The 25,517-nt window shown below is 46.6% G+C and carries 20 protein-coding genes and 1 pseudogene; 3 read left to right on the forward strand and 18 right to left on the reverse strand.

Annotated elements, in window-relative coordinates; all coding sequences use genetic code 11:
• The coding region (locus tag B9Y59_RS09205) for a BclA C-terminal domain-containing protein (RefSeq protein ID WP_442856153.1) at positions 1-559 on the forward strand (559 nt) is incomplete at its 5' end.
• Between the two features lie 508 nt (positions 560-1,067).
• Here B9Y59_RS09205 and B9Y59_RS09210 read toward each other — a convergent pair.
• From B9Y59_RS09210 to B9Y59_RS09250, 9 genes are all read right to left on the reverse strand, one after another.
• A complete protein-coding gene (locus B9Y59_RS09210) occupies positions 1,068-1,952 on the reverse strand; it encodes a hypothetical protein (protein WP_143255280.1) in 885 nt (294 codons plus the stop codon).
• A 24-nt stretch (positions 1,953-1,976) separates the two neighbouring features.
• The gene (gene kdpC, locus B9Y59_RS09215) at positions 1,977-2,645 is read right to left on the reverse strand and encodes a potassium-transporting ATPase subunit KdpC (RefSeq protein ID WP_054324311.1); all 669 of its coding nucleotides are present in this window, start codon (positions 2,643-2,645) and stop codon (positions 1,977-1,979) included.
• A gap of 15 nt (positions 2,646-2,660) precedes the next feature.
• Positions 2,661-4,715, reverse strand: coding sequence for a potassium-transporting ATPase subunit KdpB (gene kdpB, locus B9Y59_RS09220; RefSeq protein WP_054324310.1), 2,055 nt, complete (start codon positions 4,713-4,715; stop codon positions 2,661-2,663).
• 15 nt (positions 4,716-4,730) lie between these two features.
• On the reverse strand, positions 4,731-6,497 hold the full coding sequence (locus B9Y59_RS09225; RefSeq protein WP_085533073.1) for a potassium-transporting ATPase subunit KdpA: 1,767 nt from the start codon (positions 6,495-6,497) through the stop codon (positions 4,731-4,733).
• 21 nt (positions 6,498-6,518) lie between these two features.
• The gene (gene kdpF, locus B9Y59_RS16780) at positions 6,519-6,596 is read right to left on the reverse strand and encodes a K(+)-transporting ATPase subunit F (protein WP_082402225.1); all 78 of its coding nucleotides are present in this window, start codon (positions 6,594-6,596) and stop codon (positions 6,519-6,521) included.
• A gap of 274 nt (positions 6,597-6,870) precedes the next feature.
• Positions 6,871-7,569 (reverse strand): response regulator, encoded by a 699-nt coding sequence (locus B9Y59_RS09235; RefSeq protein WP_054324309.1) that lies wholly within the window; start codon positions 7,567-7,569, stop codon positions 6,871-6,873.
• The gene (locus B9Y59_RS09240) at positions 7,562-10,261 is read right to left on the reverse strand and encodes a sensor histidine kinase (protein WP_054324308.1); all 2,700 of its coding nucleotides are present in this window, start codon (positions 10,259-10,261) and stop codon (positions 7,562-7,564) included. The genes B9Y59_RS09235 and B9Y59_RS09240 overlap by 8 nt, the downstream gene beginning before the upstream one ends.
• Positions 10,262-10,870: 609 nt before the next feature.
• On the reverse strand, positions 10,871-11,062 hold the full coding sequence (locus B9Y59_RS09245) for a hypothetical protein (RefSeq protein WP_054324307.1): 192 nt from the start codon (positions 11,060-11,062) through the stop codon (positions 10,871-10,873).
• A gap of 596 nt (positions 11,063-11,658) precedes the next feature.
• On the reverse strand, positions 11,659-13,083 hold the full coding sequence (locus tag B9Y59_RS09250; protein WP_085533075.1) for a spore germination protein: 1,425 nt from the start codon (positions 13,081-13,083) through the stop codon (positions 11,659-11,661).
• A 208-nt stretch (positions 13,084-13,291) separates the two neighbouring features.
• Here B9Y59_RS09250 and B9Y59_RS09255 point away from each other — a divergent pair, with 208 nt between their 5' ends.
• Together B9Y59_RS09255 and B9Y59_RS09260 are read left to right on the forward strand one after the other, a co-directional pair.
• Entirely contained in the window at positions 13,292-13,666 is a 375-nt protein-coding gene (locus tag B9Y59_RS09255) for a hypothetical protein (protein ID WP_054324305.1), read from the forward strand.
• 93 nt (positions 13,667-13,759) lie between these two features.
• Positions 13,760-14,182, forward strand: a complete 423-nt coding sequence (locus B9Y59_RS09260; RefSeq protein ID WP_256366525.1) for a DUF3795 domain-containing protein — start codon at positions 13,760-13,762, stop codon at positions 14,180-14,182.
• Here the strand turns inward: B9Y59_RS09260 and B9Y59_RS09265 are convergent.
• The 9 genes and pseudogenes from B9Y59_RS09265 to pyrE form a co-directional block, all read right to left on the reverse strand.
• Positions 14,177-15,025 carry a 4Fe-4S binding protein gene (locus B9Y59_RS09265; protein ID WP_085533079.1) on the reverse strand — a complete coding sequence of 283 codons (849 nt, stop codon included), beginning with the start codon at positions 15,023-15,025 and terminating at the stop codon, positions 14,177-14,179. The genes B9Y59_RS09260 and B9Y59_RS09265 overlap by 6 nt on opposite strands.
• Positions 15,026-15,319: 294 nt before the next feature.
• Positions 15,320-16,024 carry a DUF4367 domain-containing protein gene (locus B9Y59_RS09270; protein ID WP_054324303.1) on the reverse strand — a complete coding sequence of 235 codons (705 nt, stop codon included), beginning with the start codon at positions 16,022-16,024 and terminating at the stop codon, positions 15,320-15,322.
• Positions 16,021-16,575, reverse strand: a complete 555-nt coding sequence (locus B9Y59_RS09275) for an RNA polymerase sigma factor (protein WP_054324302.1) — start codon at positions 16,573-16,575, stop codon at positions 16,021-16,023. The genes B9Y59_RS09270 and B9Y59_RS09275 overlap by 4 nt, the downstream gene beginning before the upstream one ends.
• 159 nt (positions 16,576-16,734) lie before the next feature.
• Positions 16,735-17,820, reverse strand: a pseudogene (locus B9Y59_RS09280) (ATP-binding cassette domain-containing protein); the annotation flags it as partial.
• Between the two features lie 549 nt (positions 17,821-18,369).
• Entirely contained in the window at positions 18,370-18,924 is a 555-nt protein-coding gene (locus B9Y59_RS09290) for an RNA polymerase sigma factor (RefSeq protein WP_054324302.1), read from the reverse strand.
• A gap of 159 nt (positions 18,925-19,083) precedes the next feature.
• Positions 19,084-21,915, reverse strand: a complete 2,832-nt coding sequence (gene uvrA, locus B9Y59_RS09295) for an excinuclease ABC subunit UvrA (protein WP_085533084.1) — start codon at positions 21,913-21,915, stop codon at positions 19,084-19,086.
• A gap of 21 nt (positions 21,916-21,936) precedes the next feature.
• The gene (gene uvrB, locus B9Y59_RS09300; RefSeq protein ID WP_085533086.1) at positions 21,937-23,898 is read right to left on the reverse strand and encodes an excinuclease ABC subunit UvrB; all 1,962 of its coding nucleotides are present in this window, start codon (positions 23,896-23,898) and stop codon (positions 21,937-21,939) included.
• Positions 23,899-23,908: 10 nt separating this feature from the next.
• On the reverse strand, positions 23,909-24,715 hold the full coding sequence (locus B9Y59_RS09305; protein WP_085533088.1) for a JAB domain-containing protein: 807 nt from the start codon (positions 24,713-24,715) through the stop codon (positions 23,909-23,911).
• A gap of 166 nt (positions 24,716-24,881) precedes the next feature.
• Positions 24,882-25,463, reverse strand: a complete 582-nt coding sequence (pyrE, locus tag B9Y59_RS09310; RefSeq protein ID WP_054324299.1) for an orotate phosphoribosyltransferase — start codon at positions 25,461-25,463, stop codon at positions 24,882-24,884.
• Between the last annotated feature and the right edge of the window lie 54 nt (positions 25,464-25,517).

The raw sequence follows: 25,517 nt of genomic DNA on the forward strand, positions 1-25,517 counted from the left end.
TTCCGGCGCGACCGGCGTAACTGGCGCTACGGGGCCGACTGGGCCAACCGGGCCTTCCGGCGCGACCGGCGTAACTGGCGCTACGGGGCCGACTGGACCAACTGGACCTTCCGGCGCCACAGGTGCCACGGGTGCGACCGGACCTACCGGAACAACTGTCACAGCTAATAACATGAGCACCCTTAATACGACTGGATCCACCATTGCCGTTGTACTGGCTGGTACACCGGTTCCCCTTCCCAACGAACAGGTTTTAAATACCTTTACTGCCAATGCCGCAAATACTACCTTTACCGTACCCGCAACAGGAAACTACCTTATATCCTATTCAGTTAAAACCACAGCCTCCCTATTGCTCTCTTCACGGATTCTGCGTAATGGTACAGCCCTGCCGGGAAGTACTGTTGCACCAGCAGTTGCTGTAAGCGGCTTTGCAAACTCACAGGTTGCAAACCTGAATGCAGGGGATACCTTACAGCTACAATTATTCGGACTTTTGGGTGCAGCTGTTTTACAGGGCGGTACGGGTGCAAGCCTTGTCGTTGTCCAATTGTCATAGTATGGAAAACAAAAGCAACGGTCGCAAGTGAAAAATCATTCCTTCGCTTTTTATGATAGTTTCAAATTCCAATAAAATATAAAGGTAACTGAGGAACCGAAAAGATTTTTTCTTTTTCGTTTCTGAATGGAAGACGCCGTCCTTGTCCTCTACTTGGGCGGCGTTTGTCCTGGAATGATTGTTGCCAGATTTCCTACATATCCCTTTCAAAAAGAGCCAAACTGAACCAGGTTCTTTGAAACGTCAAAGTCCCATCAAACTTTGAATTGATCATTATAATAATTCTTATGGAATTTTCCGAGCTCACGATAAGCAATTGTAAGCATCTAGTACCCTTTCAATTTGTGTGTTATGTTGTCTTGGCAAATGACAGAGAAACGCCAAAAGAGCAGTTGCAACACCTCCTTGCACTTTTCAACAGTATCCAAAAAAACAAAAAGCCTAGCAGATGCTAGGCTTTCGATCGATCTATTTCAAGGCAAAGCGTGAAATAGGAAGAAATCAAATTTTATTGGTAATTGAGAGGAAATAGGATCTTGATCAATGCACGTTCTGCAGCTCGGCGGCAATCGGCTCCAAAATAAAGCCTGCGCCCCGCTCCATCAAACAGCTCAAAGGACTTTTCCTGATTGACAACCCGAAAATGCAATTGCTCCATGGCCTCACGAAGGGCCAACTCCCATTCCATACGATCGCTAATAGAGTTCTCGGAGATTTCATCCGCGAGCCAATCGAACTCAATCGGCTCAAATCCATCCCGCAGAAAAGCATTCCACACTGCGATTCTCTGCGCAAAGCTCAGAGATAACAGGCAATCGCTGTGGGTGGCATCCGGGTCTGCTCCTACATAACAGAATAGTCCTCGAGCATTTGGATCTAAAATCAGATCTTGGGCTCTCAGGAAGTCGACATCCGTCCAAGCCATTGCTGCAATATCCGTATGCCAATTCATCGCTGTCAAAAGATGGCACAAACTTTTTGTTGTCTCTTCCTCTGGGCACTCAATTTGGAAACAAAGTGTCACTAGGCTATCTGTACTTCTTCCCGAAATACTCTGTTGTATAAATTGAACAGAACCATCCTCCACTTCGGTCGATAGCCGAACCGTTTCCTGATTTTTAGCCGTTCCAAAGACACAGACTGGCCAAGCTCGATGAATTGCGGCCATATTCAAACCAAATGACTCCCAAAAATCCTCGATGTAAAATACAACGTTTTGATAAAGCACATAGATGGTTTTTCCTTGCAGGGAACCGTGGACCACAGGAACCTCTCCCAGCCAACTATTCACACTGCTGAACAAGGAGAGAAGTTCCTGACCCGGTGTATTTCCTTGGGGAACTCTTGGAAGCGATATTTGTATACGGGATGCCTCTTGATATGGGTGCAGCAAGATCAATCACCTCAACCGTCTCAATTATTCCGCATCCACAGTCAACAGTCCCATGGCCTGGGCAATGTCGAGATTTACCTTCAAAACATTCACGGTGTTCTCTCCAAAGATGCCCAATACCTTTCCACTTGTGTGGTTTGCGATGATTTCACGAATCTGCTCTTCACTTAAGCCGGAGGCTTCAACAATTCTCGGAATCTGAATCTCGGCTGATTCCGGCGAGATATGCGGGTCCAAGCCAGAACCAGAAGCCGTTAGAAGATCGGTCGGAATGTCTTCGCGCTTCACATCCGGATTCTTTTCCAAGAATGTTGCGATGTCTGCCTCCACTCTTTCTGCCAAAGCCGGATTGGAAGGAGCATAGTTGTTTGAACCAGAACCAATTCCGGGGAACTCTGTTCCATCATTATAGTATTGATTCCCATCTTCGTCCTCTACATACACATTGTAGTGATATGCCGAAGGACGGCTCCACAAATAATAATCCTGGGTAAACTCTTGCCCAACATTTTCAGCGCCAACTGCCTGACCATTGACTGTGATCATGCTACCGCCCGCCTGATGTGGGAAGAATACCGAAGAAAGACCGGACAGAACCACCGGGAACAAAAATCCGCAAAGCAGTAACAGGACGATCGTCACAAGAACAGCCTGCTTGGTACCGTGTAGAAAATCTTTTACAGAGTCTTTCATATCGTAACGTCCTCCTTACAGTCCAATGAGGGTAAGCAGCGGATGGATGAGCATATCGATAATCTTGATGCCAATGAACGGAGTAATCACACCGCCTACGCCGTAGATCATCATATTTCTTGCCAACAGCTTTCCAGATGACATCGGGCGGTATTTGACACCCTTCATGGCAAGAGGAATGAGGCAAGGAATAATGATTGCGTTAAAAATCAAAGCCGACAAAATTGCACTGTAGGGTGTTGCCAGATCCATGATATTCAGGACATTCATTTGCGGGATGGCAAGCATGAACATTGCCGGGATAATTGCAAAATATTTTGCAATGTCGTTTGCAATAGAGAAGGTCGTCAGGCTACCGCGGGTAATCAAGAGCTGCTTGCCAATTTCGACAACCTCGAGGATCTTCGTCGGGTCAGAGTCCAAATCGACCATGTTTGCCGCTTCCTTTGCAGCAGTTGTACCACTGTTCATTGCCAGGCCCACATTTGCCTGTGCCAGAGCCGGGGCATCGTTCGTACCGTCACCGGTCATAGCCACAATCTTGCCCTCTGCCTGTTCCTTCTTAATCACATCGATCTTATCTTCTGGCTTGCACTCTGCAATAAAACCATCTACGCCAGCCTCTTTTGCAATGGTGGCTGCTGTCAATGGGTTATCGCCCGTACACATAATGGTCTTAATACCAATGGCACGCAGGCGTTCAAAACGCTCTACCATACCGGGCTTTACAGTATCCTTGAGGTAGATCACGCCCAGGATACGATCATTTTCACACACCGTCAAAGGCGTACCGCCCAAACTGGAAATCTTGTTGACCTGCTCATGAAGATCTGCCGGGATTTTGCCCCCTTGGGCTTTTACATACTCTTCAATCGCTTCTGCCGCACCTTTGCGGATCTTTGTTCCATTCGGAAGATCCACACCGCTCATACGGGTCTGTGCCGTAAATTCGATGAAATTAGAGCCCTCTGTCTCTGTACTGTTGTCCCCCATCCGGCGGGCAAGTTCCAGAGTCGATTTTCCTTCCGGCGTTGTGTCATGCAAGCTGGTCAAAGCTGCACAACGAACCAGATCGCTGCGGTTGGCGCCGCCCACCGGGAAGAAGTCAGCAGCCAGACGGTTGCCATAGGTGATCGTACCAGTCTTATCCAGAATCATCGTGTCTACGTCGCCGCAGGCTTCAACTGCCTTACCGGACATAGCGATGACGTTGAAACGAGTCACACGGTCCATACCAGCGATGCCAATGGCGGACAGCAGACCGCCGATGGTGGTCGGAATCAAGCAAACAGCCAAGGCAATCAGTGTAGAGGTCTGCAACTGTACCCCGGAGTAGATGCCGATCGGATACAACGTGACAATTACGATCATGAAAATAATGGTCAGGGAAACCAACAAGGTATTCAATGCAATCTCGTTCGGCGTTTTCTTACGAGAAGCGCCTTCTACAAGTGCAATCATACGATCCAGGAAGCTGTTGCCTGGTTCCGAAGTGATGCGGATTTTCAGCCAGTCTGAAACAATGGTCGTACCACCTGTAACCGAGCAGAAGTCGCCGCCGGATTCACGTACCACAGGAGCGGATTCGCCAGTAATTGCAGACTCATCTACAGAAGCAATTCCCTCGATGACCTCGCCATCGCCGGGGATAATTTCTCCTGCGGAGACCATAACGATATCGCCCTTTTTCAGTTCATTGGAAAGAACGATCTGTTCCGAACCGTCCTCTTTTAACAGGCGAGCCTGTGTTTCTTTCTGGGTTTTCTTCAAGCTAGCTGCCTGCGCCTTACCACGGCCTTCCGCCACAGACTCTGCAAAGTTTGCAAACAGAACCGTGATGAAGAGAATGATTGAAACAATGATATTATAAGTACGCAGATTACTTGCCGCCTGATCGCCAAACAGGCTCGGAAAAATGGAAAGGATCAATGTAATAAAGAAGCCGACTTCTACGACGAACATCACAGGATTCTTCATCATATAGCGCGGATTCAGTTTTACAAAGGAACCAATCACAGCCTGACGCACAATTTCGGGTGTAATCAGCTTTTGATTATGTTTTTTACTCATTTCAGTAGTTCCTCCTTACGCCCAGAGGGTGAGATGTTCCGCAATCGGGCCGAGAGCCAGTACCGGGAAGAAGGTCAATGCAGCGAAAATGTAAACCACCGCAACAAGGATCACAGCAAACGAAAGAGTATCGGTGTGTAATGTACCGACCGATTCATTGACAAAACGCTTCTTCATCAGAGAACCGGCAATCGCCAACTGAATCACAATGGACAGATAACGGCCAAAGAACATGGCAAGTCCAGCGGTGATATTCCAGAATGCAGTGTTATCTGCCAAGCCTTCAAAACCGGAACCATTGTTTGCCGCAGAGGATGCGTATTCATACAGCACCTGAGACAAACCGTGGAAGCTAGGATTGGTAAGCCCCTCCAAGCCGGCAGGTGTTCCAACGGCAATTGCAGAGAACATGAGGATTAGGAACGGGTGGATGATGATGCACAGTGCTGTGAGCTTCATCTCACGCCCTTCGATCTTTTTACCGAGGTATTCTGGTGTACGTCCAATCATCAAGCCGCAGATAAACACAGCGAGGATGGCGTACATAATCATATTCATCAGGCCGACGCCTTTGCCGCCAAACACGACGTTCAACATCATGTGGAGCAGAGGGATCATACCACCCAACGGAGTCAAGGTATCATGCATGTTGTTGACTGTACCAGTTGTAAAGGAAGTCGTTGTTGTCGTAAACATTGCAGATTGTGCAATACCAAACCGAACTTCCTTACCTTCCATGCTACCCATGGACTGGCTTAAGCCGACATCCGCAAGCGCCGGGTTTCCCTGTGTTTCTGCCCAGAAGCAAACACTCAAACCAATCAGGAAGATAATGCCCATCGCAGCAAAGATGGTTCTTCCTTCGCGGCCATACATCCATACGGTAAAGCTCTTGCGGGACTTTCCTTTTTGAGCTTCCAAAGCCTCTCCATTTTCCTGTGCCAGCACACGCTTGCGGTCTCTGACCATCTTGCCAAAGGTGATAACGCATGCGCCCGGCAACAACATCATGGAGTAAAGTTCGATCAAGTTGGAGATGATCGTCGGGTTCTCAATTGGGGTGGTCGAGTTTGCACCGATGAATCCACCACCATTTGTACCAAGGTGTTTAATGATTTCCAGAGCGGCAACCGGTCCCATTGCGATGACCTGCTTCGCTCCTTCAATGGTATCTACCACTACATTGCCGCTGAAGTTCTGCGGAACACCCTGCCAGACCAACAGAAGGCCGCCAACAATTGAAAACGGAAGCAACACACGGGTGGTAATGCGAACAAGGTCCACAAAGAAATTGCCGACATTGTCCTTGGTCTTTCCTGCAAGGCCGCGGATAAACGCGATACAAGCAGCATAACCGGTTGCAGCCGAAACGAACATCATAAATGTGATGACCAACATCTGAGAGAGATAGGAAAGCCCCGACTCACCCGAATAGTGTTGGAGGTTGGTGTTCGTCATAAAGCTGATGATCGTATTGAACGAAAGGGTTTCTTCCATGTTCCCGATTCCATTCGGGTTGAAAAAGCCAATGCTCTGAATTCGTAAGATAATATACCCAATCAGAACCATCACTGCGTTCGTCCCGAGCAGAGCGATCGCATAGACTTTCCAATTCATGCCTTTTTGCGGATTGATTCCGCTGACCTTGTAGATTGCACCGTCAATGCGGTTAAATACAGGATCAGCAAATGTATGTTTTCCGGCCGCAATGTGGTAAACATAAATACCCACCGGAATGACGATTATCAAATAAATGAGAATCGTCAATGCGAGCTGCAGCATAATGATGTCCTCCTGTAAGCTTTAGAATTTTTCCGGGTGTACCAATGCATAGACCAGATAGACACCCATTAGCAACACAATAGCTCCAAGTATTATCATAATACTTCCTCCTTCATTCGAGCGTATCTACCTGTTTATGACACCAATGGATTAATAGGCCGACTAGTCCAAAGCTAACAGCTAGTATCGCCAACATTGCTAAATCAAGCATTCTCAATTTCCCCCTTTTTTCATCTCTTTTACGGACTTCATTTTAGCAGATTTCCTGTGAATATGCTCTTAACGTTTTGTATTTGATGTTAAGAATCCATTAAGAAAATGAAAACATGTACATAAAAAATCTTCTGTTTGGAGAAACAGAAGATCTTTTTTACTATTGCCGGATCATTCGATACCCGACGCCGATATGAGTCTGAATATATTTCGGAGCCGAAGGGTTCTTTTCGACCTTTTTGCGAAGCGTCGCCATGAACACCCGCAGAGACGGAACATCTGACGCCAATGTATTCCCCCAAACTTCTTGAAGGATATAATTGTGCGTAAGCACCTTGCCAGTGTTATGCGCCAACAGGCACAACAATTTGTATTCAATGGGAGTCAAATGAATTTCTGCATCGTTCATATAGACACAGCCCGCAGTAAAATCAATTTTCAGGTCTCCATTGATATACACACTATTTTCCTCTTCGGTTTTTGTCCGTTCTGCATGGCTACGGCGCAGCGCGGCCCGAAGCCGCGCAAGGAATTCGTCAATGCTAAATGGCTTTGTGAGGTAGTCATCCGCCCCAGCATCCAGGGCCTCCACCTTGTCCTGATCCTCTGTGCGTGCACTCACCACAATAATCGGAATACTGCTCCAACTGCGAATCTTCTCTATGATGCTCACACCATCCATATCTGGAAGCCCCAAGTCTAAAATTACTACATCCGGTTTGTAGGAGAGTACCTCCATCAGTGCCCCAGACCCATTCTGTGCAGTATGGTACTGGTACTCCTGCGTTTCTAATGTGGTACGTATCAAATTATTGATTGCAGGATCATCCTCAACCACCAAAATTTTCGGTTTATACATTGTGCATCTCCACCTCTTCCAAGGGTAATGTAAAGGTAAACACTGCGCCATGCGGCATATTGTCTCGAACAGAAATCGTTCCCCCATGCGCAGTGACAATTGAACGGCATAAATTCAGGCCCAATCCCAGGCCACGCCGGCTGTCCGATTTTCCCTGGCTTGCCGTGTAGAACATATCAAACAGATGAACCTTTGCTTTATCTGAGATACCCGGCCCATCGTCCGAAATGCTAACGGCCACCATGGATTCCTGCTTTTCTGCCCGCAGCACAATGTGCGAGCCAACCGGCGTATATTTGATCGCATTGTTTACGATATTGATAATCACCTGTATTATGAGACGTACATCCATCTTAGCCATAAGCAGATCGTCGGGAAGCTCCACTGAAATCTGATGATCTTTTGCTTGACGGTCGAGGTGAGAGAGCGCTTCTCGGAAAACATCATCCAAAAGTTCAGCGTTCATTTGCAGATGCATGGTACCATTTTCAATGCGGGTGATCGAGAGCAAGTTCTCCGTAAGATTCACTAACCACATGGAATCGTCGTAAATGGAGCGGTAAAGCTCCTGTTTTTTCTCTTCCTCCAGGACGATGCTTTTTTCCATGAGAACACCGGCATTTCCACTGATGCTGGTCAAAGGAGTTCGCAGATCATGCGAAATTGCCCGGAGTAAATTCGAGCGCAAACGTTCCTGCTGTGTTTCCATCTCGATGGTCTGCTTTTCCTCTCGGAAACGTCTGCGCTCCAAGATTAACCCACATTCGTTCAAAATGGCGATAATAAGATTCTTTTCAAACATTTCTAACGTTGGATAATACTTGGAAGGAATCCCTACCACGCCCATGACGCCTTGAATACCACGAACTGCCAGATAGAGGTTTTGCGCTTGCGACAGGGTTGAGGTCGTCGCGCCAGCACGTTTATTGTTCTTAACTACCCAATCGGCAACCGCGCGTTCCTCCGCAGTCATAGAAGTCATAAGCTCCTTTGCTTGTTCAATCGGCGTCACTTCAAATTGCAGTGCATCTTCCCCTTTGTTCAGCGCGTATAAAATAGGGCGTTCCAACAGGATACTTAACTGTTGTGCTGCCAATTTGATAATCTCCTGCTCATCCTTCCCCTGCTGCAACTTTTGGCTACAACTCATCAGTAGTTCGGTATAATACGCTTTTTGTGCGGACTGCCTAGCCTGCTTTTTGACACGAGTGGCCAAGGTGCTAGAAATGACGCTGGCAATTAGCATAATAAGAAATGTGATCGGATAATCCGGGTCTGTCGCTTGTAAGGTAAAGCGCGGTATTGTAAAAAAGTAGTTGAACGCAACCACACTCAGCAAAGAGGCCAATGCTCCATAAAAATGCCCGCGTGTCCAGATCGCAGTGATAAGGACGCCCAATAGGTAAATAATAATGATGTTGGCATCCCGTAAACCTGCAGCAAAAAACGCAAAACTGATTCCTGTAGCCAATACGACAACCATCAGGGTTTTTAAAAGATCCTTCCAACTGAACCAAGGTTCCGTACTGCGATGAAAAGACAATTTTCGTTTATAGATCGACTGGGTATCCGGAATAATATAAATATCGATGTTGCCACCTGCCAAATTTGTTAGCTTGTCGGCCAGGCTGCTTCCACGAAGTAAAAAGGCGCGGGGACGGCTGGTGCGCCCTAAAACAATTTTGGTAACACCGCTTACTTTGGCATATTCTGCTATTTGAACCGCCGGATCGTCTCCGTAAACGGTTGCAATTTGCGCTCCCATCTGTTCTGCAAGACGAAGATTGTCACGCAACCGTTTCAAGTTGTCGCCCTTTAGTTCCTTTGTTTCTGGAGTCTCTACAAATAATGCAGTAAAACCACTGTGAAATGCCTCAGCCATACGAGCAGCAGTTCGAATCACCTTTGCATTCGAAGGAGCACTGGAAAGGCAGATCAAAATATGTTCTCCTGCTCTTGCTGCTGCTTCATTGCCCGTCTTTTGGGCTGTTCGATTCAAACGATCCGCCGTGCGGCGAAGGGCAATTTCGCGCAACGCCGTCAAATTTTCTTCAGTAAAAAAATTATTGAGTGCGCGCTGCGCCTGCCCTTCCCGATAGACCTTTCCTGCCTGCAAGCGAACGATCAAATCGGCTGGTTCGATGTCCACCAATTTGACTTGATCGGCCGAATCAAAAATACGGTCTGGGATACGCTCTGCCACAGCAATTCCCGTAATAGAAGCAACCAGGTCATTTAGGGACTCCAAATGCTGAACATTGACGGTTGTATAAACGTCAATCCCCGCCCGCAAAAGTTCCTCCACGTCCTGATAACGCTTGGCATGCCGGCATCCTGCTGCGTTACTATGAGCTAACTCATCGACTAAAATCAACTGAGGCTTCCGCACCAGAGCGGCATCCAAATCGAATTCTTTTAAAGCAACGCCCTTATAAACGATCTCTTTACATGGGATCTGCTCTAAGCCATCCAACAAAGCCAGCGTATCCGGCCTTATGTGGCGCTCTACATATCCCACCACTACATCCTTTCCCTCTTTTTTTGCCTTGCGTGCTTCTTTTAACATCGCATAGGTCTTTCCTACGCCGGCCGCATAGCCAAAAAAGATTTTCAATCTTCCACGCTTCTTCCGATCCTCTTGCGCGTGAATTGTACGTAAAAACTGTTGTGGATTCCGGCGTTGTTCTTCCATTTACATCACCTTATTTCAGATCCTAATGTTCCATATTACGATCTTATCATAGCACACATCGCCTTTTCATGGCGTAAAGAACGGCGTATGGACATTAAGGTTCTATTAAGATGGAAAAAGCAGCCTCCTCTCTACGACGGCTATTTCCCTGTTTGCTGCAAAAAAGCCACTCGCAAAATGCGAGTGGCTTTTACATAATTAAAAATGGTTATTAAGATTTATATTTTAACGATAATCGTCCGTCTCTTTCTATGAGAAAGTGGGATCTAAAATCGTATTTGGCATAAATATACGGAGCAACAGGAGCAACCGGCCCAACCGGTACAGCGGCAACTATTAATGTTGGCTCCGTAACTACCGGCAATTTCAGAACAAATGTTTCAGTAACCAACTCTGTAACCCTCGAAAATGCTGTATTTGATTTTGTAATCCCACGTGGAGAATCTGGAATGCGTGGGACTCCGGACGTCCTCGCCACTGTCGATAACACCAACCAAACTACTACAGCTGGGAGTGCCTTTACGTTCAATGCGACTCCACTTGTCACCGGCAATGCCATTACGCGTACAGCAGGTTCTACAGATGTGGGGGCAATCAACCCGGTATCTATCAAGCGTCATTCCATTCCACAGTTTCTTGCCAACGCAGGGGATTCATTCCAGCGTCTGTTGCAGTCCATTTGTTCCAAGGAGGCGCGCCGGTTGCAGGCGCGATTGCCAGCCACACCTTTACTACCTCCAGAGAGGTCTCCACGATTTCCTTCAATGTACCATCCCGGGTGACGAATGCTCCAACAACCATACAGATGGTTCCTGAGAATGCCGGCTTCACTTTTACTGACAGCGCCTTAACAGTTGTTCGTTTGGGTGACACACCGTAACCGCAAGAACCCCAACAGGGTGCCTCTCATGATAATACTTGTCTGTCATCTCCCAGAAATTACCATTGCAGAGCGGTCTATAAGACGGTTATAATGAGAGTGCCCTTTCTCTTTGCGGGCATAGCCGTTCCAGCTAAACCAGCTGGGGCGGCTACTTTTTTGTCCTTTATTTCGCAATCGATGGAAAAAAACAGAACAACAATTGCGATATTTCTCCATTTATTCACAGTTCGTCCATGATTCTTAACGTAGGTTTCGCACTTCATTCAAACGCCGTACACAATCAACCCGTATACTATAGACATTGAAAAAAGCTGTTACAGTCTATGGAAAAGGACGGAATACCGGCCCATAGACTCGGCAGACCAATTGCTATTCCTCTTCTGAAATCCGTCATATGCGCGACAGGTGACTGGAATTTCTCAGAGGTTTCTATATAGTAGGATTCAAAACCATTTTACTTCATGCCCTCCTTTCTTTTAAGCGCGGCCGATTGGCCGCGCTTTTTCTGCTTTATTCACGTATTACGATTGTTGATTCTCCTGCGGACAAGTAAGCGGGAAAGCGCCTGGGCATTAAATGGAAGCAACGGGTATAAATACCCCCTGCCCGATATCGTTTTGCTACAAATCAAAATGAGCAGCATCAAAAGTAAACCTGCAATATATCCCCAAATGTTGAACAGCGCAGTCAATACCAAAATCACTACGCGAAACAGCTTAAAGGCATACCCCAGTTCAAAGCTCGGTTGGGTAAAGTTTGCAATTGCAACAAATGCCATAAAGAGTACAACCTCTGGCACAAACCACTTGGCCTGTACTGCAAAATCTCCCAATATGAGCGCCCCCACAACGCTGAAAGAATTGCTCAACACACTGGGGGTATTCAGTGACGCCAGTTTTAACCCGTCAATAATGAATTCAATCAACAACAGTTGTGCGAGAATCGGCACCTGATTGGGCTCCTCAATTTGAATAAATTCCAACCAAGATGGAATCCACTGTGGATTTATCATCAATAAATACCACGTCGGTGTCAGAATTAAAGTCAATAGGAATACCAACATCCGTACCGTTCGTAAATACGTCCCGATTAATGGCGGAAAATAATAGTCGTTGGTATCCTGTACAAAGTCAAAAATCGAGGTTGGCAGAATCATTACCGAGGGAGAATTATCTACCAGAATTGCAATACTTCCCTCCAATACACTTGCTGCCACTGCATCGGGACGTTCCGAATAGCGGACCTTTGGAAATGGATTATACCATTTCGGCTTGATTAAGCATTCTGCCAAACTCTCCTGGTTCATTGTCAACGCATGGATTCGAACCTTCTCCAGCTTCTTACGCACCACATCCAGCATTTTCGGTTCGACAGCGCTTGCCATGTAGCAAACAACAATATCAGTTTTTGATTTTGCGCCAAGCTGCAAAATCTCCATTGTCAGATCTGGGTCTCGGATCCGGCGGCGAATCAGAGCGGTATTATGGACCAACGTCTCTACAAAACCATCCCGAGAGCCCCGTAAAACGCGGTCGTCGTCGGGTTCGCTCACCCCTCTCGTTGGATACGTTCGAGCGTCAATCATCATCGCCCGGTCAAACCCCTGTACCAAAAGGCAAATTGTCCCGGAGAGTACTCCTGTTGCTATTTTGTCGCATTGATCTTCACAATCAACCTCTACATACGGGATAAACGTATCCGCGAAATCCTGTGTTGTTTGAATATCCTTTAAATCCTCTGGTTTCAAGGACATAAGATATTCCATCAATTTTTCTAGAATATCATCTTTGGCAAAGCCATCGATAAAATAGAGCACAGCTTTTTTATCTGCTATACGAATTTCTCTTCCAATCAGGTCAAAGCTCTCCGACAGCCGGAGCCGGTCATCCAGAACGGCCCGATTCTCCTCATAGATAGAGGAAAGAGTCTCCTTTTTCAATTATCCCGCCTCCCGATTTTTTGATCGGTATAGTATGCGGAAAAAGGAAAAATTTATGTATCATTCCTACGATGTGGCCATTTTTTCCCCACAAATTCCACTATAAATTATCCATATAATTCATACTGCTATCTTTTCAACTTTTATTGACAATATTCTTGAAAACACGTATACTGATTTTAACGAATCGAAAAAGGAGTGTTGCTATATGTCGTCCAATCCGCTTTTGTTGCTGGATAACAATACCATGATGACGGTTGTCAACCACGGTACGTTTAAATGTACCGATGTTACCTTTGACGAAGCTAAGGCAATCATTGAATTGCATCCGCAGGAAGATATTGTAAAATGCTTCTCAAATTTAGATATTGAAGAGATTATCTTTGATTATTTAGGAATCAAGAAGCGTGACTTTGCCTATAAACGCATTCGGGATATGCATCTTGGGCAGGAAGGCATCGTATTCAAGCTCTATGCGACGCCTTCTGAAACACAGCCCATCATTCGAACAGATAAAGGCAATGAAGCAAAAAAGATTCAGAATATTTATGTGTACTGTCAACTGATTTCAAAAGTAGAATAAACACATTCGAATGGCCCTCGGCGGACCTTGCTGGTCCTACGAGGGCATTTTCGTTCTTTGGAGAATCACTTTGCAAAGGAGTTTATTATGCAGATGCCTCATCCAATCGATCCACGCCTTTTGGCACCTTGCGGCATGAACTGCCTTATTTGTTATAAGCACTGTGGTGTACCGGCTCAAAAAGCTTGCACGGGCTGTCTAGTTTCGGACAACAAGAAACCGGCACACTGTCGTAGTTGCCGAATACGCTCATGTATCGCGCAGAAAGAGCTGCGTATATGCAGTTCCTGTCCTTCGTTTCCATGCAAATGGCTCAAGACAAAAGATAAAACTTATCAAACACATTATGGTATCAGTCTGATTGCAAATGGACGAGCTGCGGCAAGTCTCGGCTTGGAAGCCTTTCTCTTAGAGGAGGAAAAGCGCTGGATATGTCCTCAATGTGGGGGGAGCTTTTCTCTACATGATGGAGTCTGTAGCGACTGTCATCTCCCGTTCAAACCTTCTTCGTTATAAAAACCATTCCGGTTCTCGACGCTGTGCACATTTCTTTTCAAACCCTTTGCTCGCTACAGACAACATAAGATGTGGGAAACTTCTGGCGTTTTGTGGACAAGCAGTCATACACGCTGTACAGGAAATGCAAAGGGAGCGATCGGTCTTTCTCGGATTGGCGCTATCGATTGCATGTACTGGACAGATTCGTACACAAACTCCACAAGTGGTACATCTTGTTGTATTCGCCGAAGGTTTGATTGGGACACTTAAAATCTCTCGATATGGTCGATTTCCCTTGATTTGTATCGGTTTCCAAGTATCCTGGCGAGCTTTTAATCGCTCTGCACAAAGTGCTGAAAATTGGTCAATTTTTTCAAAGTCCGCTGCATCCGGCCGCCCTGCCGCAACCTTTGTAAAGATGGAATGCTGAGCAACGAATGCTGCTGCACCGATTGTGCAGAATCCCTGTTGTTCCAAAAGATCTTGCAATTCCAACAGCGCGTCATCATAGTCACGATTTCCATAAACGGCAACTGCAATCGCTGGCGTATGCGATCCCTGTAAGGATTTGATTTGTGTAAGACATGGTGTAGGAACCCGTCCTGAAAAGACTGGAATTCCGATAACCAATACGTCATCCGGCCGGATCACATCAGGCTGTCTTTCCGGCGTTCGTAAAAGATCCCAAACCTTTACGCCACTGTCATAACTTCCACTTAGGTTTGTCGCTATCCGTTCCATCACTTTCTCTGTGGTTCCAGATGGACTAAAAAATACACACCATATTTTTCCCATCATTTCTACTTCCTTTCCTAAACCTACCGGCTCTTTTTTATCTGTGTAAAACTGAAAAGCATCCATCTGTTCTTTCCTATCGCACACATATAAATCTACTTTTGCTGTAAAAATCCAAAGTACTTTCGGATTTCTCTCACTATTCTTTCCACAGGGTTCTCTCCTCTGAAAGAACGATATATGAGAAAAAACCGCCCTGTTTTGCGCAGGGCGGTTTTTATAGAGGAAGAATTTATGAAAAAGAAACTTGCAAACTTTTTAAATCCCTTACCGGATTGATTGTAGTATACGATATGAATGTGAACGTTTTCTGAAGAAAGATAGAATTTTCTGAGAAAAAGGAGTCCTGGATCTCCATTTCTATTCCTCCAGGGGAGCGATACTATCTGCGATTTTCAGTACATCGTCTTTTGCCAAGTCGGGGTCGCGGACATATAACCAAAACATAGCGTTGTCAATTTGTCCGTATAGCATTTTTGTATCTTCTTTCTGAATATACAGAGCATCACGGCCATTCAGTTCGACCGTTTCTGTATGAGAACCCTCTGTATCAATGCTCGATCCCCCGTCAAAAGATTGCGTGTATCGGATCGTTCTGCTTCCAGAGCCTTTGTATCCAATTTGCACTAAGCGCGTCTGTTCCCTCACACGCGGTCCGTCTTTTAATTCATAGCCTTCCGGTATATAGCTTGGTGCATATGCTACAAAAGGTTCATCCTCTTGCGATTCTTCAGTTGGTCCATATTGGAGTTCCGTATGTGTTGGGAACATCTGCGAAATAACCTTAAAGAACCATTCACGCGCCGCACTTACTGTCATAATCGTTGTTCCCGCAGCAATCAACAGAGCGAGGAAGAATACAGCGGCGCGCTTTGCATAACGCACAAGACTACGCATCCACGGTGCGCGGCGTTCATCACGGATCAGGTGAACAATTTTTCTGTCAAAACGCTTCGAAATCTGGTACTGATTTTGTAGTTCTTTGTCCGATGGCAAATGATCTAGCTCCTCACGTGCAAGGTCCATCAAAGCACGTTCTAAAAGCTCGTCGCTTAAACCAGTCATATAACCTCCTTTTCCTCCAGCGCCTTAGCCAGTTTTTTCTTTCCTCTTTGTAAAATCTTCTTTACATAATCAACGGAAAAACCCGTAATGCTGGAAATTTGATCGAGCGACAATTTCTGTATATGCCGCAAAGTCATAACATCTCGATATGTCTGTGGTAAAGAACGAAGCGTCTCCAAGAGCTGTTCATACGCTTCTTTCTCCTCTAACTGAACACCCGGTCTGCGATCTTCCGGTTCCTCTGTCTCGGGAACCTCTTCCCAAGGAATTGCCGCCCCCTCTCTTTTTCCTGTTCGTAATAGGTCGATACAAGTGCTTCTAATAACTATAACGATAAAATGTTTCGTTTGGGGACAATTTATTTCTCCTATTTTCGAAAAATTTTTAATAATGCGGATAAAAGCTTCTTGAACCGCATCTTCTATGGCAGATTCCTTGTGAAAATAATCCCTGGCCACATAAAACATCAGCTGTTTGTATTGATGGTACAGTTCTTCAAATTTTCGTTGGTCTTCCTCCGAATCAATTAGCAACAACAGCGTCGCAAGCATAAAATCCCCCTCCCATTGGTTCCTCTTTTCTTGCACTAATTATACCATAATCTCCTTGAAAAAAGACAAATTTCTACATTCTTCCTCTATAAAGCCCTTAAAAAGAGTATAAAAAGGCATCCGGACTCAGAAAAAGAGTCCGGATGCCTTTTAAAACAATCAGAACGAACGCCTATCCAATACTTTCTTGAGGTATTGCCCCGTGTAAGAGCTTTCAATCTTTGCGACTTCCTCCGGTGTTCCTGTGGCAACAATGGTTCCTCCATTGTCTCCTCCTTCAGGCCCCAAATCGATAATGTGATCCGCAGTCTTAATAAGATCAAGATTGTGTTCAATCACAACAACCGTATTTCCAGCATCCACCAATTTTTGCAGTACATCAATCAGTTTGTGAACATCTGCAATGTGAAGGCCGGTAGTCGGTTCGTCCAGGATATAAATCGTCCGTCCGGTGGAACGCCTGCTCAGTTCTGTTGCCAGCTTGACGCGCTGTGCTTCACCACCCGACAGCGTTGTTGCCGGTTGACCGATTTTGATGTACCCCAAGCCAACGTCTTGCAACGTTTGGAGTTTTCGTGCAATCCGAGGAAGACTGGAGAAAAATTCCAAGCCTTCTTCCACCGTCATCTCCAATACATCGTAAATACTTTTGCCCTTATACTTAATCTCCAAAGTCTCACGGTTATAACGTTTCCCTTTGCATACGTCACAGGGAACATATACATCCGGCAGAAAATGCATTTCAATCTTAATAATACCATCGCCCTGGCATGCTTCGCAACGGCCGCCTTTGACATTAAACGAAAAACGGCCGGACGTGAAGCCGCGCAGTTTGGCATCCTGCGTCGACGCATAAAGCTCCCTTATATCGGTGAATACCCCCGTATAGGTCGCCGGATTAGAGCGCGGTGTACGTCCAATCGGAGCCTGATTGATCTCTATAACCTTGTCCAGCGCCTCTATCCCCTTAATCTGCTTAAAGACACCCGGACGGCACTTCGCGCCGTTCAAATTAGAAGCCAAATACTTATATAAAATCTCATTGATTAAAGAGGACTTGCCGGACCCGGATACCCCTGTCACACAAACAAATTTTCCCAAGGGAATATCTACGGTTACATTCTTTAGGTTATTTTGAGCCGCCCCTACAATTCGCAGTTTTTTTCCATTTCCTTTCCGGCGAACCTCTGGGACCTCCACCCGTTTCTGACCGCTGAGGTATTGCCCTGTTATGGATTGAGAGCAATGTACGATTTCGGAAGGCTTTCCGCTAAAAATCACTTGNAATGCTCGATCCCCCGTCAAAAGATTGCGTGTATCGGATCGTTCTGCTTCCAGAGCCTTTGTATCCAATTTGCACTAAGCGCGTCTGTTCCCTCACACGCGGTCCGTCTTTTAATTCATAGCCTTCCGGTATATAGCTTGGTGCATATGCTACAAAAGGTTCATCCTCTTGCGATTCTTCAGTTGGTCCATATTGGAGTTCCGTATGTGTTGGGAACATCTGCGAAATAACCTTAAAGAACCATTCACGCGCTGCACTTACTGTCATAATCGTTGTTCCCGCAGCAATCAACAGAGCGAGGAAGAATACAGCGGCGCGCTTTGCATAACGCACAAGACTACGCATCCACGGTGCGCGGCGTTCATCACGGATCAGGTGAACAATTTTTCTGTCAAAACGCTTCGAAATCTGGTACTGATTTTGTAGTTCTTTGTCCGATGGCAAATGATCTAGCTCCTCACGTGCAAGGTCCATCAAAGCACGTTCTAAAAGCTCGTCGCTTAAACCAGTCATATAACCTCCTTTTCCTCCAGCGCCTTAGCCAGTTTTTTCTTTCCTCTTTGTAAAATCTTCTTTACATAATCAACGGAAAAACCCGTAATGCTGGAAATTTGATCGAGCGACAATTTCTGTATATGCCGCAAAGTCATAACATCTCGATATGTCTGTGGTAAAGAACGAAGCGTCTCCAAGAGCTGTTCATACGCTTCTTTCTCCTCTAACTGAACACCCGGTCTGCGATCTTCCGGTTCCTCTGTCTCGGGAACCTCTTCCCAAGGAATTGCCGCCCCCTCTCTTTTTCCTGTTCGTAATAGGTCGATACAAGTGCTTCTAATAACTATAACGATAAAATGTTTCGTTTGGGGACAATTTATTTCTCCTATTTTCGAAAAATTTTTAATAATGCGGATAAAAGCTTCTTGAACCGCATCTTCTATGGCAGATTCCTTGTGAAAATAATCCCTGGCCACATAAAACATCAGCTGTTTGTATTGATGGTACAGTTCTTCAAATTTTCGTTGGTCTTCCTCCGAATCAATTAGCAACAACAGCGTCGCAAGCATAAAATCCCCCTCCCATTGGTTCCTCTTTTCTTGCACTAATTATACCATAATCTCCTTGAAAAAAGACAAATTTCTACATTCTTCCTCTATAAAGCCCTTAAAAAGAGTATAAAAAGGCATCCGGACTCAGAAAAAGAGTCCGGATGCCTTTTAAAACAATCAGAACGAACGCCTATCCAATACTTTCTTGAGGTATTGCCCCGTGTAAGAGCTTTCAATCTTTGCGACTTCCTCCGGTGTTCCTGTGGCAACAATGGTTCCTCCATTGTCTCCTCCTTCAGGCCCCAAATCGATAATGTGATCCGCAGTCTTAATAAGATCAAGATTGTGTTCAATCACAACAACCGTATTTCCAGCATCCACCAATTTTTGCAGTACATCAATCAGTTTGTGAACATCTGCAATGTGAAGGCCGGTAGTCGGTTCGTCCAGGATATAAATCGTCCGTCCGGTGGAACGCCTGCTCAGTTCTGTTGCCAGCTTGACGCGCTGTGCTTCACCACCCGACAGCGTTGTTGCCGGTTGACCGATTTTGATGTACCCCAAGCCAACGTCTTGCAACGTTTGGAGTTTTCGTGCAATCCGAGGAAGACTGGAGAAAAATTCCAAGCCTTCTTCCACCGTCATCTCCAATACATCGTAAATACTTTTGCCCTTATACTTAATCTCCAAAGTCTCACGGTTATAACGTTTCCCTTTGCATACGTCACAGGGAACATATACATCCGGCAGAAAATGCATTTCAATCTTAATAATACCATCGCCCTGGCATGCTTCGCAACGGCCGCCTTTGACATTAAACGAAAAACGGCCGGACGTGAAGCCGCGCAGTTTGGCATCCTGCGTCGACGCATAAAGCTCCCTTATATCGGTGAATACCCCCGTATAGGTCGCCGGATTAGAGCGCGGTGTACGTCCAATCGGAGCCTGATTGATCTCTATAACCTTGTCCAGCGCCTCTATCCCCTTAATCTGCTTAAAGACACCCGGACGGCACTTCGCGCCGTTCAAATTAGAAGCCAAATACTTATATAAAATCTCATTGATTAAAGAGGACTTGCCGGACCCGGATACCCCTGTCACACAAACAAATTTTCCCAAGGGAATATCTACGGTTACATTCTTTAGGTTATTTTGAGCCGCCCCTACAATTCGCAGTTTTTTTCCATTTCCTTTCCGGCGAACCTCTGGGACCTCCACCCGTTTCTGACCGCTGAGGTATTGCCCTGTTATGGATTGAGAGCAATGTACGATTTCGGAAGGCTTTCCGCTAAAAATCACTTGGCCTCCATGAATGCCCGCGCCCGGCCCAATATCCACAATGTGGTCCGCAGCACGCATGGTATCCTCGTCATGCTCTACGACAATGACGGTGTTGCCAAGGTCGCGCAGATGTTTCAATGTTCCCAAAAGCTTATCGTTATCGCGCTGATGCAAGCCGATGCTCGGCTCGTCCAGGATATATAGAACCCCTGTCAGTGAAGACCCAATCTGTGTTGCCAGACGGATACGCTGGCTTTCACCGCCTGAAAGTGTCCCCGAAGAGCGGGACAACGTTAAATACTCCAATCCGACACTCTGTAAGAAACCAAGCCGGCTTTTGATTTCCTTGAGAATCGCAGCAGCAATCATACTGTCGCGCGGACTGAGCTCCAAATGATTGATGAAATCCAATGCCTGTGAAACCGACTTCTCGCAAAAATCTGCGATATTTACGCCGCCCACTGTGACCGCCAGGCTCATGGGTGAAAGCCTTTTTCCATTACATGCGTCACAGGGAATCGCGCTCATATACGCCTCTATTTCTTCTTTGATCCAGCTGCTCTGCGTCTCACGAAAACGGCGCTCCAAATTGTTGATAATCCCTTCAAACTCAGTCATGTAACTGCCGCTTCCATATTCGTTCTTCCGCTCTACTTTAATTTTTTCACCTTTTGTACCATAGAGTAAAAGATCCACGATCTCTGGCGAGAGTTCCCGGATCGGGGTATCCAAGGAAAAATGGTAGTGTTTTGCCAATGCGTGCATGTACATGGCGGCAATGGTGCTGCCTTCCATTGCCCATCCACTGCCCTTGAGCCCGCCTTGGTTGATGGACAAGTCTTTATTCGGCAAGATCAGATCCGGGTCAATCTTCATAAAGACACCCAAGCCGGTACACTTCGGACATGCGCCGTAGGGATTATTAAACGAGAACATCCGCGGCGTCAGTTCTTCAATACTGGCGCCATGTTCCGGACAAGCATAGTTTTGGCTGAAGGTATAATCTTTTTCCGGCGTACTAATTACGACAATTCCACCAGCTAAAGAGGCCGCTGTTTCAATTGAATCCGCCAAACGAGAATGGATGTCCGGTTTGATGACCAAACGGTCAACGACAATTTCAATGGTATGCTTATTGTTTTTTTTCAGCTTGATGGTTTCAGAAAGGTCATAGATCATTCCATCCACGCGCACCCGAACAAAGCCGCCTCTGCGCGCGGCTTCGAATTCCTTGACATGTTCCCCTTTACGGGCACGCACCACCGGAGCAAGCACTTGAATTTTTGTACCTTCATCCATCCGGAGAACCTGATCGACAATCTGATCGACGGTCTGTTGTTGGATCTCCCTGCCACAGATCGGGCAATGAGGCACGCCAATCCGCGCATAGAGCAACCGCAAATAATCATAGATTTCGGTGACAGTGCCCACTGTTGAACGTGGGTTCTTTGAGGTAGTCTTCTGATCGATCGAAATCGCAGGAGAAAGCCCCTCAATGTAGTCCACATCTGGTTTTTCCATCTGGCCCAAAAACTGTCTTGCATAAGAGGATAACGACTCCACATACCGCCGCTGTCCTTCTGCATAGATGGTGTCAAACGCAAGGGAGGACTTTCCGGAACCGGAAAGTCCTGTAAATACGATCAGTTCATCGCGCGGAATTGCAATATCGATGTTCTTGAGATTATGCTCCCGAGCGCCTTTGATAAAGATATTCTTTGCTATCATAGCGGTTCCTTTCCAATTGCACTATTTTCCGGACTGCAGTGCTTTGATCTTATCACGCAAATAGGCAGCATGTTCGAATTCTAATAATTTTGCTGCCGCTTTCATTTCACGGGTCAACTGCTCAATTTGCTGTTTGCGCTCCTGTGCAGACAGATGTCTACCCTTTTTAGGCTTCGGATCATCCTTATGTGTGGAAATCTCCAACACCTCGCTGACCTTCTTAACAATCGTCTTCGGCACAATTCCATGTTCTTTATTGTACTCCATCTGAATGGTTCGGCGGCGCTCTGTCTCGCGAATCGCCATTTCCATGGAGGGGGTCACGGAATCTGCATACATGATTACCTGGCCTTTCGCATTTCGTGCCGCACGGCCAATGGTCTGAATGAGAGAACGCTCGGAACGCAAAAAGCCTTCTTTGTCTGCATCCAAAATCGCTACAAGCGACACCTCCGGAATGTCAAGCCCTTCGCGCAACAGGTTGATGCCAACCAAAACATCGTATTCTCCCAGACGCAAATCTCGGATGATCTCCATTCGCTCTACTGTATCGATGTCGTGATGCATATAGCGAACACGAACCCCCGCATTTTCCAAATAAGCAGATAAGTCCTCCGCCATCTTTTTTGTCAGAGTTGTAATCAGCACACGCTCTTTGTTGGCTGTACGCAGATTGATCTCTGAAATCAGATCATCAATTTGTCCATCCGTCGGTTTCACGATGATCTCCGGGTCGACAAGGCCCGTCGGACGAATCACCTGCTCGACAATCTGTGCGGACTTTTCCTTTTCAAAATCGCCCGGTGTAGCACTAACAAAAATTGCTTGGTTCACATGGGCGTAAAACTCGTCAAAATTCAGGGGACGGTTGTCATAGGCAGAAGGTAAACGGAATCCAAAATCGATCAAGGATTGCTTCCTTGCCCGGTCTCCAGCGTACATAGAGCGCACCTGCGGCAATGTGACATGGGATTCATCCACAAAAAGAAGAAAATCTTCGGGGAAGTAATCCAACAGAGTACACGGCTGGCTTCCTGGCGCACGCCCGGACAACACACGGGAATAGTTCTCAATCCCTTTACAGAAGCCGATCTCGGAAAGCATTTCCATATCATACTGGGTACGCTCTCGGATACGCTGGGCTTCAATCAGTTTTCCATCCGCTTCAAAAAGCTTTACCCGCTGCTCCATCTCCGCTTCAATTTCTTTGATCGCGCGCTGCATTTTTTCCCGCGGCACAATGTAGTGCGACGCAGGATAGATTGCGACATGCTTAAGTTCCGCTTTAAATTCCCCCGTTAACGCGTTGATCTCACTAATCCGGTCGATTTCATCCCCAAAAAATTCCACACGAATGACCGTATCGTTCGATTGTGCTGGGAAAATCTCCACGACATCCCCCCGCACACGAAACTTGTTGCGAATGAAATTGATGTCGTTGCGCTCATATTGGATCTCCACCAACTTGCGAAGAAGGTCATCCCGGCTCTTTTGCATTCCCGGCCGAAGAGAAATCACCATTGTACGGTAATCGATTGGGTCGCCTAAGCTATAAATGCAGGATACACTGGCCACAATGATGACATCTCTGCGCTCTGAAAGAGCGGATGTTGCAGAATGACGCAACTTGTCAATCTCATCATTGATCGCCGAATCCTTTTCAATATAAGTATCCGTTGTTGCGATATACGCTTCCGGTTGATAATAGTCGTAATAGGAGACAAAATATTCAACCGCATTCTCCGGAAAAAACTCTCGGAACTCCGAACATAGCTGCGCGGCAAGCGTCTTGTTATGTGCCAGCACTAGCGTAGGCCGATTGACCCGTTCAATTACATTGGCCATTGTAAAGGTCTTCCCGGAACCGGTTACACCCAGCAGAGTCTGTTCCTTGTCCCCTTGCAGAAGTCCCTCCACCAATTGGTCAATCGCCTTCGGCTGATCGCCCGTCGGCTGATATTTCGAAACCAATTTAAAATCCATATTTCAGCTCCTATTTGGTATTGGCGCTGTGTTCTTCCGGTCCCGCGCTATCCGCAGCCCGAAGCGAAACACGCGGCTGTCTTTCGTCTGTGAAAATATGGGGCATAAGTCCGCTTTCTTTTAGGGAAGTGAAATTTCTTCCCGCCACAATAATATGGTCGATCAATAGAACATCGATATCCCGCAACGCATCAAAAATGCGCGAAGTAATACTGAGATCCTGGGGACTCGGCAGAGCGCTCCCACTCGGATGATTATGTGACAACACAGCATAGACAGCCTGATACCGTGCCGCCAGTCCAACGATCTTTTGCACATAAATGTTCGCGGTCACTGCAGTTCCTTCACTGACAATATCACAGTACAAGATTCGGTTTGAGCTGTCCAACAGCATCAAAACGACTACTTCACGGGACAAGCCTACATACTGCTTCATCAGATAACGCGCCATCTCCCGATAATCGTACATACGGGCACGGTTGGACTCCCGATCCATCTCATAACAGCGGAATGCCTGTGGCAACATCTTGAAAAATGCTGCGGCAACCGGTCCCATTCCCGGGACGTCGAGCAGTTCTTCATAAGGCGCATCCAGCACACCCGAAAAAGAGCCGAATCGCCGGATTAATTCGTGGGCTAAGGGATTGGTATCTCCCCGCGTTTTACAAGCAAAGAGCAAAAATTCAACCTTTTCATGAGGGGCAAAAGCGTCAAAGCCCGACTTGAGAAACCGTTTCCGCATCCGGTCTCGATGCCCGTCGTGGATATTCCCGGCACCTTTCTGAGATCCTCTTTTCCGCTGCTTCTCTGCTTCCATATATTGCCCTCTTTTCTGCCTCTCATTCGAACGTTCCTAGGTACTGCCCCATAAAAGCCCGTGGCTATCCATTGTAAACAGGCGCGGACCGCCGATGCAAAAAGTGCCTTTCGGATTCCTTATCGGTTATAAGCCAGTTCGTTCATCCCGCCGGCTGTGTAAGCCATTAAACTTTCCGGCTACCAGGCTTGACCGGCTCTCCGGCTCCTGCCTTACACAAGGGGCAGTCCTGCGGCTCCCAAGATTCCACTTCCATAGAAATCACCGACTTAAACGGCACTCCAAAGTCGATCTTTCCGCCGGTGCGGTCCACAATCGATCCCACACCAACGACGACACCGCCAGCCTCTTTCACCAGGTCGATCACTTCGCGCACAGAACCGCCAGTGGTCACAACGTCTTCTACAATCAGCACCTTCATCCCCGGGGTTACGACAAAACCGCGGCGCAATGTCATTTTGCCCTCTTCGTCGCGCTCCGTAAAGAAATTTTCACACTTCAGGGGACGGCTCACTTCATAAGCCATTTGGACCGCTCCCATGGCCGGACCGATCACGACCTCAACCCCATCGTTCTGATACTGCTCGGCCAATGCACCACAGAGCTCTTCACTGTATTTTGTATTACGAAAAATTTTTGCACACTGCAAATACTTATTGCTGTGGCGACCAGAAGTCAGGCGGAAATGGCCCTCCAGCAAAACACCGGCTTCTTTCAAAATCTCCAAAACTCTTTCCTGTGTAAGCATAGCAACTTCTCCTTTTCCTGATGAATAGAAATTATGTTCTTATTATATACCAAA

This window comes from Anaeromassilibacillus sp. Marseille-P3371 (assembly GCF_900169665.1).
GTDB lineage: Bacteria > Bacillota > Clostridia > Oscillospirales > Acutalibacteraceae > Anaeromassilibacillus.

Coding starts and splice junctions, on each gene's coding strand:
- B9Y59_RS09255 (WP_054324305.1), top strand. CDS start 13,292: ATGTCGTCCAATCCGCTTTTGTTGCTGGATAACAATACCATGATGACG.
- B9Y59_RS09290 (WP_054324302.1), bottom strand. CDS start 18,924: ATGCTTGCGACGCTGTTGTTGCTAATTGATTCGGAGGAAGACCAACGA.
- pyrE (WP_054324299.1), bottom strand. CDS start 25,463: ATGCTTACACAGGAAAGAGTTTTGGAGATTTTGAAAGAAGCCGGTGTT.
- B9Y59_RS09305 (WP_085533088.1), bottom strand. CDS start 24,715: ATGGAAGCAGAGAAGCAGCGGAAAAGAGGATCTCAGAAAGGTGCCGGG.
- kdpC (WP_054324311.1), bottom strand. CDS start 2,645: ATGAAAGACTCTGTAAAAGATTTTCTACACGGTACCAAGCAGGCTGTT.
- uvrB (WP_085533086.1), bottom strand. CDS start 23,898: ATGGATTTTAAATTGGTTTCGAAATATCAGCCGACGGGCGATCAGCCG.
- B9Y59_RS09240 (WP_054324308.1), bottom strand. CDS start 10,261: ATGGAAGAACAACGCCGGAATCCACAACAGTTTTTACGTACAATTCAC.
- B9Y59_RS09245 (WP_054324307.1), bottom strand. CDS start 11,062: ATGGTTGTTGGAGCATTCGTCACCCGGGATGGTACATTGAAGGAAATC.
- B9Y59_RS09270 (WP_054324303.1), bottom strand. CDS start 16,024: ATGACTGGTTTAAGCGACGAGCTTTTAGAACGTGCTTTGATGGACCTT.
- B9Y59_RS09275 (WP_054324302.1), bottom strand. CDS start 16,575: ATGCTTGCGACGCTGTTGTTGCTAATTGATTCGGAGGAAGACCAACGA.
- B9Y59_RS09235 (WP_054324309.1), bottom strand. CDS start 7,569: ATGTATAAACCGAAAATTTTGGTGGTTGAGGATGATCCTGCAATCAAT.
- B9Y59_RS09260 (WP_256366525.1), top strand. CDS start 13,760: ATGCCTCATCCAATCGATCCACGCCTTTTGGCACCTTGCGGCATGAAC.
- uvrA (WP_085533084.1), bottom strand. CDS start 21,915: ATGATAGCAAAGAATATCTTTATCAAAGGCGCTCGGGAGCATAATCTC.
- kdpF (WP_082402225.1), bottom strand. CDS start 6,596: ATGATAATACTTGGAGCTATTGTGTTGCTAATGGGTGTCTATCTGGTC.
- kdpB (WP_054324310.1), bottom strand. CDS start 4,715: ATGAGTAAAAAACATAATCAAAAGCTGATTACACCCGAAATTGTGCGT.
- B9Y59_RS09265 (WP_085533079.1), bottom strand. CDS start 15,025: ATGGATGCTTTTCAGTTTTACACAGATAAAAAAGAGCCGGTAGGTTTA.
- B9Y59_RS09225 (WP_085533073.1), bottom strand. CDS start 6,497: ATGCTGCAGCTCGCATTGACGATTCTCATTTATTTGATAATCGTCATT.